The sequence below is a fragment of the Mycobacterium pinniadriaticum genome (assembly GCF_026242045.1).
Classification (GTDB): Bacteria; Actinomycetota; Actinomycetes; order Mycobacteriales; family Mycobacteriaceae; genus Mycobacterium; species Mycobacterium pinniadriaticum.
This window is the reverse complement of record NZ_JAPJDO010000063.1, coordinates 1-20,489: the sequence shown is the minus strand read 5'-3', so window position 1 is coordinate 20,489 and position 20,489 is coordinate 1. Positions and strand designations below refer to the sequence as shown.

The following is a 20,489-nucleotide window of genomic DNA, read 5'->3' as shown; positions in this document are numbered from 1 at the left end:
TCCGATCAATGACAGTGCCGAGGTTCAGCGCGCGACGACCCGGTTGCTGGTCCAGCGTGACCAGTTGCCCGCGATCGGTGCCGATCTGTCCGGTATCGCGGCGAACCTGGCTGAGGCCCAGCGGTTTTCCGGGATGCAGGTGGACAACCTCAACACCCAGCTGCATTACCTCGACGCGTTGATCGATCAGGCATTGGCCCACGATCAGGACACCTCGGCGCTGGAGGACGATGCGATCGCGGTGACCGCCGGGGTGCTGGGTCAGGTCGAGGGTTTGCGTGACGATTACGGCGCCAAGCTGGAGGCGTCGTCGACCGATCTGCGCGCCGAACACGGTTACGACCCGGCGCCGATTGAGGATGTCGACGGTGACGGCGAACCGGGCTCCGAGCAGCGCGGGCAGCAATCCACGGATTACTACGACGCCAACCAGCGGGCCAAGGACGAGGCCCTGGTCAACAGCGGCGGCCCGATGACCCAGGACAAGGCCGACGCCGCAGCACGATTGCGCGACTTCGCCACCGTCACAAACCCTGCCGCCGACGCCGAAGCCCGCCGGCTGGCCGGTGAACGCCTCGACGATTTCCGCATGGCCCACTTCGTCGGCCCCCTGCCCAAAGACCCGATCCTGGGTGGGGATGCCCGGACGCGTGCCCGCGGCCGACTCGACCTGCAACGACAACTCGAGCAAGGACTGTACGGCCTGCCACCGATGACGGCCGACCAAGCGACACAGACGTTGGACGAGGGCGAGCAATTTGGGCGGGCCACAGCGGTACAGCAGGCCGTCAAGGCCCTGGTCGGTCAGGGAATGTCGCCGGAGGGAGCGGCTGAAGTAGTCAAGAACCTCGCTAAGTACGGCGGTCTGACGATGACAGGCGTCGAACGGTATGGCGATAGCGTTCCTGGAGGACGGCATGCGGTACCCAGCGTCCTGTCCGCCGAGGATGCCCGCGCGCTGAGCAGGATCGCAGGACGCATCAGCAAGGTTGGGGACGCGATTCAACTCGGACTGGCCGTGAATGACTGGGCCCAGGGCGGAAGTAATGAGGATCTCGGTGCAGCAACGGGATCTGTCCTGGGGGGTGCCGGCGGAGCCTGGGCGGCTGGCACAGGCGCTGCGATGTTCACCGGACCATGGACAGCGGCGGCGGTCGCGGTTGTCGGGGCAATCGTGTGCGGCAAATTGGGCGAACACGTTGGAGGCGGGATCGGCGGTCTTTTCGACCCGTCATACGCCGGAGGCGGGGGAAAGAGTTGGTGAGAAGGTGACCACGCAGAGCAACCTGTTGTTGGTCTGGCTGGCATTCGCCGCAGTCGGACTCGGTCTACTCGGCAGCACCCGTGCGCCGTGGAAATCCCGCACACTTTCACCGGATTCGATCGAGCGCCGCTTCTACTGGATTGGATGTGCCGCCGGGTGCATCCTGCTGCTTCTGTCCCAGCTACCGAATTGGTCCCGCGGTCTTTTCGGCGCGGTGGCATGTGGGCTGGCATTGGTCGCGATCGCATTTCTCCGTTCGAACCATCTCAAGGTCGGCGGCAAGATCTATGCGGCCTTCGACTTCCTCCGCCGCCCAGATCGCCCACCTGCGCTGGAGTCCGAAGATGAGCAATGGCGCGGCTGACGGCCTAGGTCGCGAAGACCTTGGGGCAGAATCGGCATGGCAGGAGGTGGTGGAAAGTGTTGGTAGGAATGCAGCATGTGTTCGGCTGGACGGCCCTTATCGCCTTTGCCGCGGGAACGATCCTCAGCATGTTTCCACTGTGGAAATCGGCCACTCTATCGCCCGATTCGATCAAGCGCCGCGTTTGGTGGACAGGCTGCGCGATCGTCACGGTGTCGTTGTTCTGGTCCCAGTTGCCGTATTGGCAAGGTGGGTTATTTGTTTCGGTCATGACAGCACTCGGCCTATTCGCCGTCGCCGGCTTCTGGGCCAACTTCATCAAGATTAATCGTCGCATCTACGGAGCCTTTGCCTACGACCGACCCGACCGGCCGCCCACATTGGCGCCCCAGGAAACCGAGTGATTGACCGCCCGCTCTTCGCCGCGGGCCTGACCGCAGGATTCATTGGCGTCTCCGCGGTCATGTTGCCCCTCAACGTGAAATGGAAGCGGCGTGTGTTTTGGAGCGGGTGGTGTGGTGCCGCAATTCTCTTTGCGCTCTACGTTTCCCACCGTGGCGCTACCGCCTCGACGCTGACCGTTGCCGCATGCGTCCTGACTGCGGCCTTGTACGCCTTCTACTTCACCCCCTTCATCAAAATCGGCGGCCGCGTGTGGACGTTCTGGATCAGCGATGCTCGCGAAGACCCTGATGTGCCACCTCCACCACCCGACAGTTACGTGGACCGTGTCACAGCTCCCAGTATGTGGTGGACCGTGGCAGCCCTGAGCGTCATGACGGGAGGCTTCGCCTGGGCCATCGGATGGTTTGCACCAGTTGGCATTATGGGTGGGGCATTGGTCGCCGCCCTGCTCGCGGTAGTCGGTCACCTCGACCGGAAAGATCACTTTCCGATCGCACGCGGGCGCTATGTTCCATTCGCAGTCATGGTGCTGTCGTTGATCCCGGTACTTCTGTGGCCAGTTGTGGTGTACTTCGCCGCGTACTACCTGACCACTCCGGCACCAACCGGTGACGACAGCACACCCGATCCCTACATCGACCGTGACTCTTGAAACCTGGTCGAACTGGCTGCTTTTCACCGGCGGCGCAGTACTCGTCGGGGCCTGGGTCGGCACCGCGTTCGTCAAGGATCGCCAAATCGAGCGCTGGGTGTATTGGTTCGGCTCACTGCTCGGCGGCTCCTTCATCTCACTCAGCGTTGCAGCCCGAGGATGGAAGGCGGTCGTCATCGCCGCCGTGGGGATCACCTTCATCACGGTCTTGCAGGCATATTTCAAGACGCCCTACATCAGGATCCGGGGCCGCAATCACGCGTTCTCCATGCAGGACAGCGCGCCCGACCCGACCGACGACAACGCCGCTGAACCGCCATCGGCCCCGCCGCGCGACAGCTACCCCGGGCGGGTCACCGCACCCAAGGCGTGGTGGCTATTCGTCGCCATCATCGGCTTCCTCGGGTTCGGCGGTGCGGTGGCCGGCTGGGACGCGAAGACCCTTCCCGCTGCAGGGCTGATCTGCCTCGGAGCCCTCGTGCGCGGAATCGACGACGCAACCCGGAAGCTTCCTAAGGCGCGGGGGCAAAACCTACAAGCGACTGTCGCGACGGCACTGTCGATTTCGATGGCCTTTCTGCCACCGGTGCTCTATCTCGTCGGATACCGAATCGGCACCAAGAGACCGATGGGATACGGACTACGGGACCCGGTCGCCCCGCACTACGCCAAAGAAGACGACGAGTGAATCAGCCCAACACATGCCTGCCGGTGATCATCGGCAGGTCCAGAAAGGTCCGGATCCCGGGAGCCGCGGCGCATACCGGCGAAATCGCATGCACCGCATGCATGGCCGTGCCCAGGCAGCCCTGATCGGTCTCGTCCTCGCCGTGAGTGGCGATCTTGGATTCCAGCACCATCGACGGCTCCCCCTCGACGGTGACCTTCCACCCCCGCCCGGTCGGCCACTCCGGGGCCTGCTCGTCGCCGAGCCGGGTGATGTGCTCAACGGTCATCGCGGGCCGTCCGTTGACCACCGCCGTGTAGCCGAAGCGCTGCGCTGCGACGGTTCCCGCCTCCACCCGCCCCGCCTTGATACCGAATGATTCAGCGGCGAGCGCAGTCTCACGGTGGTAGACGAAGTCGTCGACTGTCGCACCCAGCCCTTCGGCCAGCAGCATCAGCGGGGCGCGGAACGTCACACCTGCCAACGCCGCATCGGCCATCGGTACGGGCTCGTCGGGCCGCTTGCCGAAGCCCATGATGTCGAACAGCATCATTGCGCTGCCATACGTCGTGTAGTCCATCAACTCCTGCACCCGCAGCGAGTCGATGTGGGCGAACAAACCCGACATCGTCAGCGGCAACACTTCGGCGGCCCAGCCCGGCTCGATACCGGTGCCGTGAAACGAAGAGCCGCCCGCCAGGCACGCCGACGTCAGCCGATCCGCGACCTCACCGCCCATGCTGAGCGGATAGATCAGCGCCGTGACCGCTGTCGAGATCACATTCTTGCCCGACGCCAGCAGCCGGCAGATGTCGTCGACCGCGCCCATCGGGTTCATTTCGCCCTGCGGCATGTACAGCACGCAGTCGGCGTCCAGGGCGACGATTTCGTCGGGATCCTTCGTGGCCTGCACGCCGATCGGTCCGATTCCGGCAATCTCGCCGACGTCGCGGCCCGCTTTGGCGTCGCTGTAGACCAGCGCCCCGGCCAACTCGAGGTCGGGATGGTGGTGAACCGCCGCAACAGCATGCTTACCCACCGAACCGGTGGCCCACTGGATGACTCGCCGCACCAGGCGATCGTACTGTAAGGCATGCGGTAATACCTTCAATTGAAGCTTCTTGACCGGCGGCCCGGAATTCACTTCACTGCCGTTATGCCCGAATTCGAAACCGTCCTCTATGCCACCGATGGCCCGGTCGCCACTATCACCCTGAACCGCCCCGAGCACCTCAACACCATCGTCCCGCCGATGCCCGACGAGGTGGAGGCCGCCATCGGGCTTGCCGAACATGACCCGTCGGTCAAGGTCATCGTGCTGCGCGGCGCGGGGCGGGCCTTCTCCGGCGGCTACGACTTCGGCGGCGGATTCCAGCACTGGGGTGAATCGATGATGACCGACGGCCGGTGGGATCCCGGCAAGGACTTCGCGATGGTGAGCGGCCGCGCGACCGGCCCGACGAGTAAGTTCATGGCCATCTGGCGGGCCTCCAAGCCGGTGATCGCGCAGGTACACGGCTGGTGTGTGGGCGGTGCCAGCGACTACGCGTTGTGCGCCGATCTGGTCATCGCCAGCGAGGACGCGGTGATCGGCACGCCGTACAGCCGGATGTGGGGTGCCTACCTGTCCGGGATGTGGCTGTATCGGCTCAGCTTCAGCAAGGCGAAGTGGCACTCGCTGACCGGACGGCCACTCACCGGCGTGGAAGCCGCCGAGATCGAGCTCATCAACGAGGCCGTGCCGTTCGAGCGGCTGGAGGCGCGAGTCGCCGAGATCGCCGCTGATCTGGCACGAATCCCGCTGTCGCAGTTACAGGCTCAGAAGCTGATCGTCAACCAGGCCTACGAGAACATGGGCTTGGCCAGCACCCAGACCCTGGGCGGCATCCTCGACGGGCTCATGCGCAACACCCCCGAAGCGCTCGACTTCATCGGCACAGCGGAAACACAGGGGGTCCGTGCGGCCGTCGAACGCCGGGACGGACCATGGGGTGACTACAGCCAGGCTCCGCCCGGACGCAGGCCAGACCCGTCACACGTGATCGAGCCCTAATTACTCTTGGCCAAACTGACCAGCAGCGACACGATCACCCCGATGATCACCAAGCCGCCACCGACCACCAGGGTGATGTTGAGCCATTGGTGCATGCTGTTCGCCGCGGTGCCAACCATGACCTCGGCGACCCGCCGGATGTCGCCGGACGAACTGTCGAGGACGGTGTTCAGCCGTCGCCGGCCGAATTCGATGGCGGCCCAGCCGGCGGCGCCGACCAGCAGCGCCGACACACCCAAGGCCACCAGCATCTTGCCCCGGCTCCGGGCGATGAACAGCGTCAGCAGCGCGAACATTCCGGCAACCACGGCCAACCCGACGCTGACCCACGGCCCGTAGGCGGCCACCGGCCGCAGCGCCCCGGGCCGCAACACCGAAGGTGCGTTGTCCGTCAACGGGATTGGCACCGATGTCGGTACCGTGATGTCGTAGTCGCTGAGTGTCTCCTGGAACGCGGCATCGGACAACATCGGCGCGAAATCGATCACCCAGCGGCCCTGCGCGTCGACGCTGGAGCGTATCGAGTCGGTGAACAACCACCGGTGCGCGAAGCGGTTGGCCTGGGCGAACTGACCGGGAAAGGACAAGCTCGACGTGTAGGTCGCAGCGACCAGACTCACGGTCCCGGTGTTCACCCCGGTCCCCAGCCGGGCCACCTGCGTCGTCAACTCCGACGCCATCGCTGACTGCAGCCCGGGATCGGCGGCCGCCTTCTGCGCCAGTGCCGCGTAGCCGTCGGCATCAACCAGATGCTGCTGCACCCAGGCCGCGGGCAGGGCGACCGCCAGCAGAATCGTCGTGACGAGCCACATCAGCAGCGTCGCCGCGAACCGCACACGTCCTCCTCCGCGGGGACGCGCCAAGTCAGTCGGAGTGAGTCGCGCGGCCCACGATCAACGGGTCGGGCAGGCCGACCACCTCATGGTCTTTGTTGTCGTAGTTGAACTTACTCAGCACGTGGCGCATCGCGTTGATCCGCGCGCGTTTCTTGTCGTTGCTTTTGATGACGGTCCACGGCGCGACCTCGGTGTCCGTCCAGGCGAACATGTCTTCCTTGGCCGAGGTGTAGTCGTCCCACTTGTCCAGCGACGCCAGATCCGTCGGCGACAGCTTCCACTGCCGCACCGGGTCGACCTGGCGGATGGTGAAGCGGGTGCGCTGCTCACTCGACGAGACCGAGAACCACAGCTTGGTCAGGCTGATGCCGTCATTGACCAGCATCTGCTCGAACAGCGGTGCCTGGCGGATGAACTCGGCGTGCTGCTTGGGCGTGCAGTACCCCATCACGCGCTCGACACCGGCGCGGTTGTACCAGGACCGGTCGAACATCACGATCTCCCCGGCCGCGGGCAGGTGGTTGACGTAGCGCTGGAAGTACCACTGGGTGGTCTCCTTCTCGGTGGGCTTCTCCAGTGCGACGACCCGAGCCCCCCTCGGGTTGAGATGCTCCATGAAACGCTTGATCGTGCCGCCCTTACCCGCCGCGTCACGCCCCTCGAACACGATGACGTGCCGCAGTCCGTGCGCCTGGCTCCACTTCTGCAGCTTCAGCAACTCGATCTGCAGCAGACGCTTCTGCTCCTCGTACTCGTTGCGTGACAACCGTTCGTCGTACGGGTAATTCTCCCGCCAGGTATCGACGGCCAGCCCCGCGGCGTCGAGCAGCACCGGATCGTCATCGTCGTCGTCGTAGATCGAGTAGCCATGGGTTTCGAGTGACACGCGCGGAAATTAGCAGCGACAGGGAAACCCACGGTGACACCTCGGTGAACGCGGGGTCCTCGATCAGGCGGTGCGGTGCGCCTTGGCCCGCGCGGATCCGCCCTTGCCCCCGGTCGAATTGCCCTTGGTCTTCTTGGCGGTGCCGGACTTCACCGAACTCGGATGCTTGTCCGCGGCCGATGACCGCGTGGGGTGGACGGCCTTGCGGGCCGACTGCCCTTGCGCATGTGCTTTCGGGGCTTGCCCGGAGTCGTCGGCTGCCGAATTCTCCGGCGCGGCAGCGTCGTTGCTCTGACCCGCAGCGGAGGCCGACACAGCCGCGGCGGGGAACGGCGTCGGCGTGATCGGGGCGGGTAGGTTGCTCAGCAACCCGGAGACGGCGCTGACAAAGCCCGAATAGGCGGAATAAGCCAGGCCGTCCTGCATACCGAACCCGGACTCGCCGATCGGTGAGGGTAAGAAGAAGAGCGGCTTGACGAGGTTGTATGTCAGCGTTCCGAGCAACCCGTCGTACAGGTTCGGATCCAAGGCGCCGTAGATCAGGTGACTCACCAGCCCGGGTATGTCCGCCGGATTCTGGATGGCGGACTCGACGGTCGCTTCAACATCGGCGGGCAGATAGGCCAGGTAGTACGCGACGGCCACGCTCAGCGTGACCGGTAGTGCGATGGCATCTTGCGCGGCATAGATCAGTCGCCCGATCGGGGTGTTGTACTGCAACCACACGGAATCGATGGCCGCAGTCGGATCAGGCAGGTTGGTGAAGGCGTCGTTGATCCCGTCGGCGACGTTGTTGATGGCGTCGTTGATGGCCGTCGCCAGCGAGGCGGGCAACACATTGACCAGGGGCGTGAGTACGTCGGCCTTCACATACCAGGGATACGCGTAGTAGTAAGTCATGGGGTTGGAGGGGTCGACATAGTTGTCGGACGGATTGAGGTATGTCTGCAGCAGATAGCTCAGCGCGCTGCCGGGATTGTCGACGAAGGCCGCTGCCCAGAACACCGGGTTGATCGGAACTCCATAGCCGAAATCGGTGTCGTCCCAGTAGTAGTTGAGTCCCAGTGCGAGGTCCGTTCCGATCTCGACGGCGGAAACAGCTGCGGACACGACGTCGCCGAAGCTGTACAGAGCATCGGTGACGAACGACGCATTGCGCACGCCATCGCCGCTGAATGTGGGCAGTGTTTCCGGTGTGGCACCGACGACTGCCGGGGCGGTGGCTATCACCCCGGCGGCCAGTAGCGCCGCGGCAAGTTTCGTACGCGGACGCGAAGCAACGAACATGTGATCCCCCCGAGTGTCAAAGGCGTGGCAGTCGCCTGGGAGCATCGCACGGTGTTACATACCCGTCAATAATCGGGATGGAAGCGCCGCCGCGGCCGCACAGGCCAATGCGCTGCCCAGCAGCAGGCCACCGACAGCATCGGTGAAGTAGTGGTAGGTGACCGCCTGGCCGAGCATGCCCAGCAGCGCCCAGACGATCGTCGCCGCCACAAGGTACAGCCGTGCCCCCACCACCAGGATGACCATGCCCAGCGCGACCACCATCAGCGTTGTGTGCCCGCTGGGGTATGCAACGTCGCCACCCTTCTCCCGGCCGAACCAGTTCTTCAACAATTGCGAAAGCCACACGGCGACAACAGGAGTTGCCACGACAAGAACAACCAGCAGCCAGCGTCGCCGATAGGCGGCCACCAGCAGCGCACCCAACAGGATCACCGCAACCGTGCGCTGATCTGTGAAGAACAGCAGCCGGCCGAGTGCGCTGCCGTGCGCGCGCTGGAACCAGTCGTCGATCGGCGTCGACCCGGTGCCCACCGCCCAGCCGAGCAGCACCATTGCCGTCAAGCCGATCGGCGGCCACCACCGGACCGCGTTGGTGGTCAGCGGGCGATACCCCGCACGTACGCCGCCTGGCCGAGGTGCTGCGCACAGTCGTCGATGATGCTGACCAGCCGGATGCTCGCCGTCACCGGCGGATTCCAATTCGTGTCGACCACGCGGGCGAGCTCGTCGGTGGTGACGCTGGCGATGTATTCCAACGTCACCTTGTGCACGGCGTGGTAGTAGCCGGCCAGCAGATCGGCGGACGGCCGGACCTTGCCCACCTCCTCGGGGGTGTGCCCATAGCCGTGCGCGTCGCGCGGCAGGTCCAGACCGAAGCGGTCCACCCAGCCCCCGGCGAACCACACCTGATCGGTTCCGGCGATGTCGGCGAGCTGGGCGTCCTGGATGCGTGCGCTGTGCCAGATCAGCCAGGCGATGCTGTTGGCCGTCGCAGTCGGCCGGAAGAACGCGACTTCGTCGGTCAGATCATCGGTGAGGTCGTTGACGTGTTCGATGATGCGGGTGAAGCAGTCCCGCAGCAGTTCGCGTGCGGCTTGTGCGTCGGAGAGCGAGTCAGTCATGGGCCTGACGCTACGCGCCGTGGAAAACCGCTTCGACATTGTTGCCGTCGGGGTCACGGACAAAGGCGCCGTAGTAGCCGGGGTGATACTCGGGCCACAACCGCGGCGCGTGCAATGGCTCGACCCCCAGCGCCAGGGCGGTGTGGAAGAAGGCCTGCACCGCCTCGGCATCCTTGGCCGCGAACGCGATGTGCACCTCGCGGTTGGGGCCGGACGCGTCACCGGCCGAGGCATCGGCGATCCAGAAGGATGGCTTGCCCTGGCTCCCGTAGCCGATCGCGACGCCGAAGTCCATCTGCCGCGTGTAGCCCAGCACACCCAGAACGTGGTCGTAGAACTCTTGGGACTTGACCCAATCGCTGCAGTTGATTCCGATGTGATCGATCACAACGTCCATCTTGGCAGCCGACGTAACCTGAGCCCATGAGTTACGACTTGGTCATCCGAAACGGCACCATCGTCGACGGTCTGGGCGGCGAGCCCTACCGCGGCGACGTCGCCGTGTCCGACGGTGTCACCGTCGCGGTCGGCACGGTTTCGGGGACAGGAACTCGGGAGATCGACGCCACCGGACTGCTCGTCACCCCCGGTTTCGTCGACCTGCATACCCACTACGACGGGCAGGCGATCTGGTCGGACCGAATGACGCCCTCGTCGGCCCATGGCGTGACGACGGCAATGATGGGCAACTGCGGAGTCGGGTTCGCGCCGTGCCGCCCCGACGACCACGACGTACTCGTCGATGTCATGGCCGGCGTCGAGGACATCCCCGGCGTGGTGATGGTCGACGGACTGCCGTGGACGTGGGAGACCTTCCCCGAGTTCCTCGACGCTTTAGCGACGCGACAAAGGGATATTGATGTCGCCGCGTTCCTGCCACACTCGCCGCTGCGCGTGTACGTCATGGGTCAGCGCGGGGTCGACCGCGAGCTCCCCACTGCTGAGGACCTGGCGATGATGCGCAAGCTGGCCGAGGAAGCGATTCGCGCCGGTGCGCTGGGCTTCGCATCGTCGCGTCTCACCTTGCATAAAACCGCTGGAGGACAACCAATTCCGAGCTACGAGGCAGAGTACGCGGAGATCGAGGCGATCGCCCGGGGGGTCGACGACGCCGGCGGGGGCCTGCTGCAGTTCGTGCCGGATCTGATGGCCGGCGATTACCAGGGCGCACTGAGCGCGGTGTTCGACGTCGCCTCGGAAGTGGGCCTGCCCGTGACGTTCACGCTCGCGATCGGCAACGCGGGCCCACCGATCCACCTCGACGCACTGCGCATGGTCGAGAAAGCCAATGAAAACGGCGGCAACGTCACAGGTCAGATTTTCCCGCGGCCGATCGGACTGGTACTCGGCCTGGACCTGTCCGGCAACCCGTTCATCATGTACCCGGCGTACCGGGAGATCGCCGATCTGCCGCTGGCCGAGCGCGTGGCCGAGATGCGCAAGCCCGAAGTGCGGGAACGTATTCTGAACGACAAGCCGGCCAGCGACGGGCATCCGCTGATGTTCGCCGCCCAGGCGTGGGACTACATGTACCCGCTGGGCGATCCGCCGAACTACGAACCCGCGGCCGAGGATTCGATCGGCGCGCGGGCCCGCGCGCGCGGCGTCAGTCCACTCGAGGAGGCCTACGACCACCTGCTCGACGACGACGGCCACGCCATGCTGCTGGTCACGCTGGCCAACTTCCGCGACAACTCGCTGGACACCGTGGCGGAGCTGATCCAGCGCGACGACGTCGTCCTCGGACTCGGCGACGGCGGTGCGCATTACGGAATGATCTGCGACGCAAGCTTTCCCACCTACATGCTGACGCACTGGGTGCGCGATCGGGAATCCGGGCGCCTCTCGGTGCAACGGGTGATCCAGGAGCTGACGTCGGTGCCCGCCCGCATCGCCGGACTGGCCGACCGCGGCCAGCTCGCAGTGGGTTACAAGGCCGACCTCAACGTGATCGACGCCGATGCGCTGCGGTTGCATCAGCCGACGGTCAAGTCGGACCTGCCCGCGGGCGGGCGGCGGTTGGACCAGACCGCCGACGGGTACGTGGCGACGATCGTCGCCGGTGAGGTGATCGCGGAAAACGGTGTGCCCACCGCGGCGCGACCGGGCAAGCTGATCCGCGGGCGCCAGCCGGCCCCGGTGATGTCATGAGCGTGCGGGTGGACCTCGACCGGCTCGCCGGGACGTTGGACGACTTCACGTTCGCCTATCTGGTCACGGTCGGTGCGGACCATCACGCGCACACTGTGGCGGTCGACCCGACCCTGTCAGAGGGCGTGATCGATGTCGGCCCGGTGGGCGGCCACACGCGCGCCAATGTGGCGTTGCACGACACGGTCACGTTGATCTGGCCACCCGGTCAGCGGGGCGGATACACGCTGATCGTCGACGGACGGGCCCGGCTGGGCGAGACGGACGCCACCTTCCAGGTGGTGCCGGGCCGCGCGGTTCTGCACCGCAGGGCAACTCCGGACTCGCCGCCGTCGGCGACCGGTTGCGTCGACGACTGCGTGCCCCTCGACAACCGGTGAGCGTCAGCCGGCGCCGGCTTCGTCGGCGAGCGCGGGAATGGGATTGCGCCGGTAGACGGCCCACGTCCACAGCATGATCAGCACCGGGGTGCCGACGAACAGCAGTCCCGGAATCCAGCCGAGGCCCAGCCCGGAGAACCGCCATGCCACCAGACATGGCAGCAGCACCTGGGGCACCAGGCCGATGACGAGATAGTTCGCCAGCGCGCTGCCGCGGATCCGGGCCGGGCCCCAGATGATCTGCGAGCCGTAGATCATCTCGATGACCGCACGCGCCGGAAAGAGCAACGCGGGGACGAAGATCCAGCTGGGGCGCGGCGTCTGCAACATCCCGATCAGCAGGAACAACTCCACCATGCAGGTGAAGACGGCATTGATGATGCACAGATTGGTGATCCACGGCGGCAGGATCGACGGATCCCCCACCACCTTCTCACCGCGCACGCTGGGATCATCACGCGCCCACACGTACCAGTAGATGGTTTCGAAGGGATTCCTCGAGCGTCGGTGCACACGGCGCCCGAAGGCCACGCCACCAAGCCAATTCAGGGAGAAGTCGGTCCCGACGAACATGTAGGCCATGCCAGCCCACAGGACCCAGTCGTACCAAGGCATCGGTCGAATCTCTCGCTAGCCGGCTGCTGGTTCTCATCGGACGCTAGTGCATTGCCTCCCGCCTGTGAAGATTCTCCGACACCGAGGCGGAAAGCCCGATCCCTGGGGGGAGCCGTGCTTTCCCGTTGGCCAGACGATGATGTCCCTCGCCCTTGACGAACCGTCCGTCACAGGAATACGTCCATCCCCAGCTGCACCGAGCGTGCAGGTTTTCGTCGATGATTTGGCCCCTGAACACCGAAAACCCGCACGTTCGGCGCAATAGGATCCAGCTCATGAGCGTCAAAGTGGACCTCAGCCAGCTCGCGGTGACGCTGGCCGACTATCCCTTCGGCTATCTGATCACCGTCGGTGACGACTACCAGGCGCACACCGTCTCGATCGCCCCGGTACTGCGCGACGGTGTCCTCGATGTCGGGGAGGTTGGCAATAGCACGCGGCGAAATATCTGCGGCCACCCCGATGCAACGGTGTTGTGGCCGCCGTCGCAACCCGGCGGCTACAGCCTGATCGTCGACGGCCGCGGGGAGCTTACCGACGATTCTCTGCGCGTCGTCCCCCACCGCGCCGTGCTGCACCGGCCGGCGCGGCCGAATATCACGACCGCGTCCGTTTGCGGCGACGACTGCATACCGCTCGACGGGTAGACACGAAAAAGCCCGGCCTGCACAGCAGGCCGGGCTTTCCCGTTGGACAGACTTAGAAGTCCATACCGCCCATGCCACCGGTCGGGTCGCCGGCGGGTGCGGCGGCCTTCTCCGGCTTGTCGGCGACGACGGCCTCGGTGGTGAGGAACAGCGCCGCGATGGACGCCGCGTTCTGCAGCGCCGAGCGAGTGACCTTCACCGGGTCGGCAACGCCGGCCTTGAGCAGGTCCTCGTACTCGCCAGTGGCGGCGTTCAGGCCGGTCCCCTGTGCAGAGTTGGTGACCTTCTCGGCGACAACGCCGGGCTCGAGGCCCGCGTTGAAGGCGATCTGCTTCAGCGGAGCCGACAGCGCAACCTTGACGATGTTGGCACCGGTGGCCTCGTCACCGGAAAGCGACAGCTCGTCGAGGGCCGGGGCCGACTGCAGCAGAGCCACGCCACCACCGGCGACGATGCCCTCCTCGACGGCGGCCTTGGCGTTGCGCACGGCATCCTCGATGCGGTGCTTGCGCTCCTTGAGCTCCACCTCGGTGGCAGCTCCGGCCTTGATCACCGCAACACCGCCGGCCAGCTTGGCCAGGCGCTCCTGCAGCTTCTCACGGTCGTAGTCGGAGTCGCTGTTCTCGATCTCGGCACGGATCTGGGCCACCCGGCCGGCGATGGCGTCGGAATCACCGGCGCCCTCGACGATGGTGGTCTCGTCCTTGGTGACGACGATCTTGCGGGCCTGGCCCAGCAGCGAAATGTCGGCGGTCTCGAGCGACAGGCCGACCTCCTCGCTGACGACCTGGCCGCCGGTCAGGATCGCGATGTCCTGCAGCATGGCCTTGCGGCGGTCACCGAAGCCCGGGGCCTTGACGGCGACGGACTTGAAGGTGCCGCGGATCTTGTTGACCACCAGGGTGGACAGGGCCTCGCCCTCGACGTCCTCGGCGATGATCAGCAGCGGCTTGCCGGACTGGATGACCTTCTCCAGCAGGGGAAGCAGGTCCTTGACGGTCGACACCTTCGACGACACCAGCAGGATGTAGGGATCCTCGAGGACCGCTTCCTGGCGCTCGGCGTCGGTCACGAAGTAACCCGAGATGTAGCCCTTGTCGAAGCGCATACCTTCGGTGAGCTCCAGCTGCAGGCCGAAGGTGTTGGACTCCTCGACGGTGATAACACCCTCGTTGCCGACCTTGTCCATGGCCTCGGCGATCAGGTCACCGATGGTCTGGTCGCCCGCGGAGATCCCGGCGGTGGCCGCGATCTGGTCCTTGGTCTCGACCTCCTTGGCGCTCTTCAGCAGCGTCTCGGTGATCTTCTCGACGGCCTTCTCGATGCCGCGCTTCAGGCCGAGCGGGTTGGCGCCGGCGGCCACGTTGCGCAGACCTTCGCGAACCAGTGCCTGAGCCAGGACGGTGGCGGTGGTGGTGCCGTCACCCGCGACGTCGTCGGTCTTCTTGGCGACCTCTTTGACCAGCTCAGCGCCGATCTTCTCGTAGGGGTCCTCGAGTTCGATCTCCTTGGCGATGGACACACCGTCGTTGGTGATCGTGGGGGCGCCCCACTTCTTCTCCAGGACGACGTTGCGGCCCTTGGGGCCCAGCGTCACCTTTACCGCGTCAGCGAGGGCGTTGAGGCCCCGCTCGAGGCCGCGGCGTGCCTCTTCGTCGTAAGCAATGATCTTGGACATTGCGAAGTGAATCCTCCGGTTGGGGATGGCACGTCTACGGTCGGGTGCAGTGCCCGCGACGGACGGCTGGAGAGTGCTCCGCGCGTACGCGGCCCCGGCCTCACCGTCCCGACCTAGCACTCGCCGGTCGCGAGTGCCAACCACATTCTTAGCACTCGACCTAGGCGAGTGCAAGAACAATCACAGGCGTTCACCCGCCGCGCAATCCGGCCACGATGACGTCGGTGATCCGGTCGGCGACCTCGTCGCCGTACGCCTGCCCGTTCTTGCACACCACCAGCAGCGCCTTCAGTTCGGCGACACCCACGTCGGCGCGGGCGGTGCCGGCCTGCTGCGCCGCGGCCAGCATCTCGCCCAGCACGCCGAGAAATTCCGCCTCCGCCCCCGGCGCTGCGGAGTCGAGGTCGATCCCGTAACTCGCCAGCGCCTCGACCATCCCATGGTCGGCCGCACCGACCCGCACCATCTCGCGGAGGAATTCGAACAGCGCGGTCGAGGGTTCCGCGGCCAGAAGCTCCCGTCCGCGCTCCACCACCGTGCGCACCCGTTCGCCGATGACCGCTTCGAACAACGCTTCCTTGGTGGGGAAGTGGCGGTAGACGGTGCCCGCGCCCACGCCGGCCCGCCGGGCGATCTCGTCGATCGGCACCGCCAGTCCCTGCTCGGCGAAGACCTCGTAGGCGACCTGCAGCACCCGGGCGCGGTTGCGCGCCGCGTCGGCCCGCATCGGCCGGCAACTCAGAGCCACCTCACACCTCTTCACCCGTTGACAAAGCGGGGCGCACGTTCCGTATAGTCGGAGAAACGGGGCGCGCGCTCCGTTTGGTAATTCTAATTGAGGAGATCCGCATGGCCCCCTGGACCGCCGCCGACATTCCGGACCAGACCGGCCGCACCGCCGTCATCACCGGCGCCAACACCGGGCTGGGTTATGAGACTGCACGCGCGCTGGCATCCCAGGGCGCGCACGTGGTGCTCGCCGTACGCAACCTCGACAAGGGCAAGGCCGCCGCCGACCTCATCGTCCGGCGCTACCCGGGCGCCGAGGTCACCGTGCAGGAACTCGACCTCACGTCCCTGGAGTCCATCCGGACCGCCGCCGACGAACTCCGAACCCGCCACGACCGCCTCGACCTGCTGATCAACAACGCCGGCGTGATGATGACCCCCAAGCAGCGCACCAAAGACGGGTTCGAGTTGCAGTTCGGCACCAACCACCTCGGCCACTTCGCCCTCACCGGTCTGCTGCTGGATCGCCTGCTGCCCGTTCCCGGGTCCCGCGTCGTGACCGTCAGCAGCAACGGCCACCGCTTCGGCCGCATCCGGTTCGACGATCTGCAGTCCGAACGCCGCTACGGGCGCACCGCTGCGTACGGGCAGTCCAAGTTGGCCAATCTGCTGTTCACCTATGAATTGCAGCGACGGCTGGCCGGTACCGGCACGATCGCCACCGCCGCGCATCCCGGCAGCTCGAGCACCGAACTCGCCCGCAATACGCCCCCGCTGGTCCAGGCGGCGTTCGCACCGTTGACCCTGCAGGACGCGGAGATGGGCGCACTGCCCACCCTGCGCGCCGCGACCGACCCCACCGTGCGCGGCGGCCAGTACTACGGACCCGGCGGATTCCTCCAGATGCGGGGTTACCCGAAACTGGTCTCGTCCAACGGCCGATCGCACGACGTCGCCGTCCAGCGCCGATTGTGGGCGGTGTCCGAAGAACTCACGGGCGTGGTGTACCCACTCGGCTGAGGAGCAGAATGGGGCCATGTCGCTACATGTGCCGCCCTACCCCCCGCCCCGGTACCACGGCGACGGAGACGTCAGCGCCACGTTGCGCAAGGCCGACACCCCACCCGATTACGAGAGCTGGGGCGTGAAGTACAGCTATCTGGCCAGCCAGGAATCCACCGGCGGCGACTTCGGGCTCTACCGCGTCGACATCGCCGCGGCCGCCGGCGGGCCGGGCCCGCACTTCCACAAGGCGATGTCGGAATCGTTCTTCGTGCTCTCCGGGCGGATGCGCCTCTACGACGGCACCGAATGGGTCGACGGCACGACCGGCGACTACCTCTTCGTACCGCCAGGTGGCATCCACGGCTTCCGAAACGAGGCCGACGAGCCAGCCTCTATCCTCATGCTGTTTGCTCCCGGAGCACCACGCGAGTACTACTTCGAGGGGTTGGCCAAGCTCAGCGATCTGACCGACGAGGAGCGCCGCGAGTTCTTCATCCGCAACGACAACTTCTTCGCCTGACGACACGCCGGATCGATATGCGCCAGCGGATCTGCCTGCGCTAGAGTCCATCTCGACCGGAGAGGAGTCCCACGGGTGCGGGCAGTGGATGCGCCCAGCACCCAGGCATTGCGGGGCTGGCAGCGACGGGCGTTGGTGAAGTATCTGGCCGCCAAGCCACGCGATTTTCTGGCAGTGGCGACACCGGGCGCCGGAAAGACCACCTTCGCTCTCCGGATCGTCGCCGAGCTGCTGGCCGAGGGCACCGTCGAGGCCATCACCATCGTGGTTCCGACCGAACACCTCAAAGTCCAGTGGGCGCAGGCGGCCGCCCGGCACGGCATCGCCCTGGATCCCAAGTTCTCCAACTCCAACTCGCAGACCTCCGCGGAGTACCACGGCGTCGTCGTCACCTACGCCCAGGTCGCCAGCCACCCCACCCGGCACCGGGTGCGCACCGAGAACCGCAAGACGCTCGTCGTCTTCGACGAGATCCATCATGGTGGTGACGCCAAAACGTGGGGCGACGCCATCCGGGAGGCATTCGACGACGCGACGCGACGGCTGGCGCTGACCGGAACCCCGTTTCGCAGCGACGACAGCGCGATCCCGTTCGTCACCTACGAGCCGGACTCCGCGGGTTTCCAACACTCGAAGGCCGACCACACCTACGGCTATTCCGACGCGCTGGCCGACGGCGTCGTACGCCCCGTCATGTTCATGGCCTACTCCGGCGAAGCCCGCTGGCGCGACAGCGCCGGCGAGGAGCATGCGGCCCGACTCGGGGAGCCGCTGACCGCCGAACAGACCGCTCGAGCCTGGAAGACCGCGCTCAACCCGGCCGGTGAGTGGATGCCCGCAGTGATCGCGGCGGCCGATATCCGGCTGCGCGGCCTTCGCGAACACGTCCCCGACGCGGGCGGCATGATCATCGCCTCCGACCAGACCGCCGCCCGCGCCTACGCGGACCTGCTGCTGAAGATCACCGGTGAGGTACCCACCGTCGTCCTCTCCGATGACAAGGGCTCCTCGGATCGCATCTCACAATTCTCGGCGGGTACCTCACGCTGGCTGGTGGCCGTGCGCATGGTCTCCGAAGGCGTCGACGTGCCGCGGCTCGCGGTCGGCGTCTACGCCACCAGCGCATCGACACCGTTGTTCTTCGCTCAGGCGATCGGCCGATTCGTGCGCTCGCGGCAGCCCGGCGAGACCGCCTGCATCTTCCTTCCCTCGGTGCCCAACCTGTTGCTGCTCGCCAGCGAGATGGAGGCTCAGCGCAACCACGTGCTGGGCAAGCCGCACCGCGAGAGCCTCGACGACGATCCACTCGACGCGGAGCTGGCCAAGCAGAATCGCAACGAACCCGACGACGGCGAGAACAAGATCGAGTACCTCGGCGCCGACGCCGAGCTCGATCAGGTGATCTTTGACGGGTCGTCGTTCGGGACGGCGACACCGGCAGGCAGTGACGAAGAGGCCGACTATCTCGGCATCCCTGGTCTGCTGGACGCCGAATCGATGCGAGATCTGCTGCGGCGCAGGCAAGAAGAGCAACTCACCAAGCGCACCGCCACCGGCGAGGTGCCCCGCCTGACCACCCACGGCCAATTGCGGGATCTGCGCCGCGAGCTCAACGCGCTGGTCTCGCTGGCACACCACCGTACCGGCAAGACGCACGGCCAGATCCACAACGAGCTGCGCCGGGTCTGCGGTGGCCCGCCGGTGGCGGCGGCCACCAGCGATCAGCTCAAGGCCCGCATCGAGGCGGTTCGCGCCCTCACGTCCTGACGATGGCCAGCTTCGCCAGGTTCGCCAGCGAGTTGTCCAGATGCGAGAGGGGAAAGGGCGGGAAGGGGATGTTCTCCCGGACCTCCGCCGACACGTTCGACCAGTCGTAGGTCAGGGTGACGCGGGTCTGGTCGGCGCCGAGGGGTTCGAGGTCGTAGCGCCATGTCCACCCGCCGAGTTCCATGCTGCCGTCTTCGGCGAGCCCACCCGGCGCCCAGGCGATGACGCGGTCGGCCTCGAACGCGATGACCTGGTTGGCCATCTCGTAGTTCTTGTCGGGATGCCCGTCGTGGTACATCCCCATCCGGAAGATCTGCCCGACGGAACTCAACTCCTGCCCGTCGAGCGATTCCCGCAGCCAGCCGGTGCCGTCGATGTCCGGGTGGGTGTTCGGGTCGGCCAGAACGGAAAAGACCGCGGCCGCGGGTGCGTCGACGGTGCTGGTCACAATGATGGTTTCGGTCATGGCGGGGTAGACCCCCGCGGCGGGCGAAAATCGTCGCGAGGATCGTCATCAACCCAGCGCGTGGGCCCGGGACGTGAGATGCTGCGGTTTGCGGCAAACGGGGTGCCCGGTCGAACCAGGGGGATTGTCATGATTCCTGCGAACGGCGGGAGAACTGCGATCCGCCGGGGTCCCCAACCGGTCCGGCCGCGCCGGGGCCGCTGATGGTATCCGCTTCGCTGAGCCCCAAGGGCGTGGAGACCCGCAGCGCCCTGGAAACCGCGGCCCGGAAGCTGTTCGCCGATCGCGGTTTTCACGCGACAACCGTGCTCGAGATCACCTCGCTGGCCGGCAAGTCACCTGCCGCCTTCTACCGCTACTTCGACGACAAGCAGCATCTGCTCGCCACTCTTGCCGAGTCCTTCCTACAGGAGGTCCTGCTCCCGTACGGTGCCCAGGTCCGACTGCCGGAATCGCCGCACGACACCCGCGCGTTCGAGTTCATGGTCGCCAGGTATTGGGATGTCTTCAAACCAGAAACCGGGATTCTGGCCGCTGTGCACCAACTCGCCCCGACCCAGCCGAGGTTCGCGCAGACACAAGCCAGAATTCGCCAGTTCAGCATCGACGTGGTGACCGCGACCGTCGAGCGCGCTCAGCAACACGGCTATGCCGACGACCTGAACGCGCACGACATCGCGTTGGCTCTCGCGGCACTTTTCGAGCAGTTCAGCACCGAGGTGCTGCAACCCAACCTCGCGCACTGGGAGCCGAAGATCACCGACGACGCCGCGGTCCTGGCTCTGGCGACGATCTGGAAGAAGACCCTGTACGGCTTCTATTGAGACCGCTCCCATGTCGCCGACCAACGGCGTGGCCTGGTCTCCCGCTCACGCGTAAACCGGCTCTTCATGATTGACGGTGTAGTTGGGGTTTGAATCCGCCGGTTTCCAGTAGTGATCGGGCGATGTAGTTGGTGAGGTTGCGAAAGCCAAGGGCCGACCCGCGGAGGTG

24 protein-coding genes are annotated in these 20,489 nt (G+C 65.9%); 13 read left to right on the top strand and 11 right to left on the bottom strand.

What is annotated here, in order from left to right:
* From ORI27_RS31520 to ORI27_RS31500, 5 genes are all read left to right on the top strand, one after another.
* On the top strand, positions 1 to 1,264 hold a 1,264-nt coding region (locus ORI27_RS31520), incomplete at its 5' end, for a putative alpha/beta hydrolase (protein ID WP_456085472.1).
* Positions 1,265 to 1,268: 4 nt separating this feature from the next.
* Positions 1,269 to 1,628, top strand: coding sequence for a hypothetical protein (locus ORI27_RS31515; protein WP_266001116.1), 360 nt, complete (start codon positions 1,269 to 1,271; stop codon positions 1,626 to 1,628).
* 68 nt (positions 1,629 to 1,696) lie between these two features.
* On the top strand, positions 1,697 to 2,032 hold the full coding sequence (locus tag ORI27_RS31510; RefSeq protein ID WP_266001117.1) for a hypothetical protein: 336 nt from the start codon (positions 1,697 to 1,699) through the stop codon (positions 2,030 to 2,032).
* On the top strand, positions 2,029 to 2,685 hold the full coding sequence (locus ORI27_RS31505) for a hypothetical protein (protein ID WP_266001118.1): 657 nt from the start codon (positions 2,029 to 2,031) through the stop codon (positions 2,683 to 2,685). The genes ORI27_RS31510 and ORI27_RS31505 overlap by 4 nt, the downstream gene beginning before the upstream one ends.
* Positions 2,675 to 3,373 (top strand): hypothetical protein, encoded by a 699-nt coding sequence (locus ORI27_RS31500; protein ID WP_266001120.1) that lies wholly within the window; start codon positions 2,675 to 2,677, stop codon positions 3,371 to 3,373. Before ORI27_RS31505 ends, ORI27_RS31500 begins: the two co-directional genes overlap by 11 nt.
* A 1-nt stretch (position 3,374) precedes the next feature.
* Here the strand turns inward: ORI27_RS31500 and ORI27_RS31495 are convergent, their stop codons facing one another.
* Complete coding sequence (locus ORI27_RS31495) at positions 3,375 to 4,424, bottom strand: NAD(P)H-dependent amine dehydrogenase family protein (RefSeq protein WP_266001122.1); 1,050 nt, start codon at positions 4,422 to 4,424, stop codon at positions 3,375 to 3,377.
* 84 nt (positions 4,425 to 4,508) lie between these two features.
* Between ORI27_RS31495 and ORI27_RS31490 the strand changes: the two genes are divergently transcribed.
* Positions 4,509 to 5,405, top strand: coding sequence for a crotonase/enoyl-CoA hydratase family protein (locus ORI27_RS31490; RefSeq protein ID WP_266001124.1), 897 nt, complete (start codon positions 4,509 to 4,511; stop codon positions 5,403 to 5,405).
* Here the strand turns inward: ORI27_RS31490 and ORI27_RS31485 are convergent.
* The 6 genes from ORI27_RS31485 to ORI27_RS31460 all read right to left on the bottom strand — a co-directional run bounded on the left by ORI27_RS31485 (position 5,402) and on the right by ORI27_RS31460 (position 9,926).
* A complete protein-coding gene (locus ORI27_RS31485; protein ID WP_266001125.1) occupies positions 5,402 to 6,241 on the bottom strand; it encodes a hypothetical protein in 840 nt (279 codons plus the stop codon). The two genes, ORI27_RS31490 and ORI27_RS31485, sit on opposite strands and share 4 nt — an antisense overlap.
* A 28-nt stretch (positions 6,242 to 6,269) precedes the next feature.
* A complete protein-coding gene (gene ppk2 / locus ORI27_RS31480) occupies positions 6,270 to 7,127 on the bottom strand; it encodes a polyphosphate kinase 2 (RefSeq protein ID WP_266001127.1) in 858 nt (285 codons plus the stop codon).
* 63 nt (positions 7,128 to 7,190) lie between these two features.
* A complete protein-coding gene (locus ORI27_RS31475; protein WP_266001129.1) occupies positions 7,191 to 8,414 on the bottom strand; it encodes a hypothetical protein in 1,224 nt (407 codons plus the stop codon).
* Between the two features lie 54 nt (positions 8,415 to 8,468).
* Positions 8,469 to 8,969: a phosphatase PAP2 family protein gene (locus ORI27_RS31470; RefSeq protein ID WP_266001130.1), complete on the bottom strand. Its 501-nt coding sequence runs from the start codon at positions 8,967 to 8,969 to the stop codon at positions 8,469 to 8,471.
* A 44-nt stretch (positions 8,970 to 9,013) separates the two neighbouring features.
* The gene (locus ORI27_RS31465; protein ID WP_266001131.1) at positions 9,014 to 9,538 is read right to left on the bottom strand and encodes a mycothiol transferase; all 525 of its coding nucleotides are present in this window, start codon (positions 9,536 to 9,538) and stop codon (positions 9,014 to 9,016) included.
* Between the two features lie 10 nt (positions 9,539 to 9,548).
* A complete protein-coding gene (locus ORI27_RS31460; RefSeq protein WP_266001145.1) occupies positions 9,549 to 9,926 on the bottom strand; it encodes a VOC family protein in 378 nt (125 codons plus the stop codon).
* Positions 9,927 to 9,961: 35 nt separating this feature from the next.
* On the opposite strand from ORI27_RS31460, the gene ORI27_RS31455 reads away from it, so the two are divergent.
* Together ORI27_RS31455 and ORI27_RS31450 are read left to right on the top strand one after the other, a co-directional pair.
* Complete coding sequence (locus tag ORI27_RS31455; protein WP_266001132.1) at positions 9,962 to 11,689, top strand: N-acyl-D-amino-acid deacylase family protein; 1,728 nt, start codon at positions 9,962 to 9,964, stop codon at positions 11,687 to 11,689.
* On the top strand, positions 11,686 to 12,069 hold the full coding sequence (locus tag ORI27_RS31450; RefSeq protein ID WP_266001133.1) for a pyridoxamine 5'-phosphate oxidase family protein: 384 nt from the start codon (positions 11,686 to 11,688) through the stop codon (positions 12,067 to 12,069). Before ORI27_RS31455 ends, ORI27_RS31450 begins: the two co-directional genes overlap by 4 nt.
* Positions 12,070 to 12,072: 3 nt before the next feature.
* Here the strand turns inward: ORI27_RS31450 and ORI27_RS31445 are convergent, their stop codons facing one another.
* Positions 12,073 to 12,684, bottom strand: coding sequence for a hypothetical protein (locus tag ORI27_RS31445; protein WP_266001134.1), 612 nt, complete (start codon positions 12,682 to 12,684; stop codon positions 12,073 to 12,075).
* 275 nt (positions 12,685 to 12,959) lie between these two features.
* Between ORI27_RS31445 and ORI27_RS31440 the strand changes: the two genes are divergently transcribed.
* Positions 12,960 to 13,331: a pyridoxamine 5'-phosphate oxidase family protein gene (locus ORI27_RS31440; protein ID WP_266001135.1), complete on the top strand. Its 372-nt coding sequence runs from the start codon at positions 12,960 to 12,962 to the stop codon at positions 13,329 to 13,331.
* A 52-nt stretch (positions 13,332 to 13,383) separates the two neighbouring features.
* On the opposite strand, the gene groL is transcribed toward ORI27_RS31440, so the two are convergent.
* Positions 13,384 to 15,009 carry a chaperonin GroEL gene (gene groL, locus ORI27_RS31435; RefSeq protein WP_266001136.1) on the bottom strand — a complete coding sequence of 542 codons (1,626 nt, stop codon included), beginning with the start codon at positions 15,007 to 15,009 and terminating at the stop codon, positions 13,384 to 13,386.
* A gap of 190 nt (positions 15,010 to 15,199) precedes the next feature.
* A complete protein-coding gene (locus ORI27_RS31430) occupies positions 15,200 to 15,736 on the bottom strand; it encodes a TetR/AcrR family transcriptional regulator (RefSeq protein WP_266001139.1) in 537 nt (178 codons plus the stop codon).
* 122 nt (positions 15,737 to 15,858) lie between these two features.
* Between ORI27_RS31430 and ORI27_RS31425 the strand changes: the two genes are divergently transcribed.
* The 3 genes from ORI27_RS31425 to ORI27_RS31415 all read left to right on the top strand — a co-directional run bounded on the left by ORI27_RS31425 (position 15,859) and on the right by ORI27_RS31415 (position 19,030).
* Complete coding sequence (locus tag ORI27_RS31425) at positions 15,859 to 16,758, top strand: SDR family NAD(P)-dependent oxidoreductase (protein ID WP_266001140.1); 900 nt, start codon at positions 15,859 to 15,861, stop codon at positions 16,756 to 16,758.
* A gap of 16 nt (positions 16,759 to 16,774) precedes the next feature.
* Positions 16,775 to 17,263, top strand: coding sequence for a cupin domain-containing protein (locus ORI27_RS31420; RefSeq protein WP_266001141.1), 489 nt, complete (start codon positions 16,775 to 16,777; stop codon positions 17,261 to 17,263).
* 75 nt (positions 17,264 to 17,338) lie between these two features.
* The gene (locus tag ORI27_RS31415; protein WP_266001142.1) at positions 17,339 to 19,030 is read left to right on the top strand and encodes a DEAD/DEAH box helicase; all 1,692 of its coding nucleotides are present in this window, start codon (positions 17,339 to 17,341) and stop codon (positions 19,028 to 19,030) included.
* Here the strand turns inward: ORI27_RS31415 and ORI27_RS31410 are convergent.
* On the bottom strand, positions 19,020 to 19,496 hold the full coding sequence (locus ORI27_RS31410) for an SRPBCC family protein (RefSeq protein ID WP_266001143.1): 477 nt from the start codon (positions 19,494 to 19,496) through the stop codon (positions 19,020 to 19,022). The genes ORI27_RS31415 and ORI27_RS31410 overlap by 11 nt on opposite strands.
* Positions 19,497 to 19,699: 203 nt before the next feature.
* Here ORI27_RS31410 and ORI27_RS31405 point away from each other — a divergent pair, with 203 nt between their 5' ends.
* Positions 19,700 to 20,320 carry a TetR/AcrR family transcriptional regulator gene (locus ORI27_RS31405; RefSeq protein ID WP_266001144.1) on the top strand — a complete coding sequence of 207 codons (621 nt, stop codon included), beginning with the start codon at positions 19,700 to 19,702 and terminating at the stop codon, positions 20,318 to 20,320.
* The last annotated feature ends 169 nt before the right edge of the window (positions 20,321 to 20,489 follow it).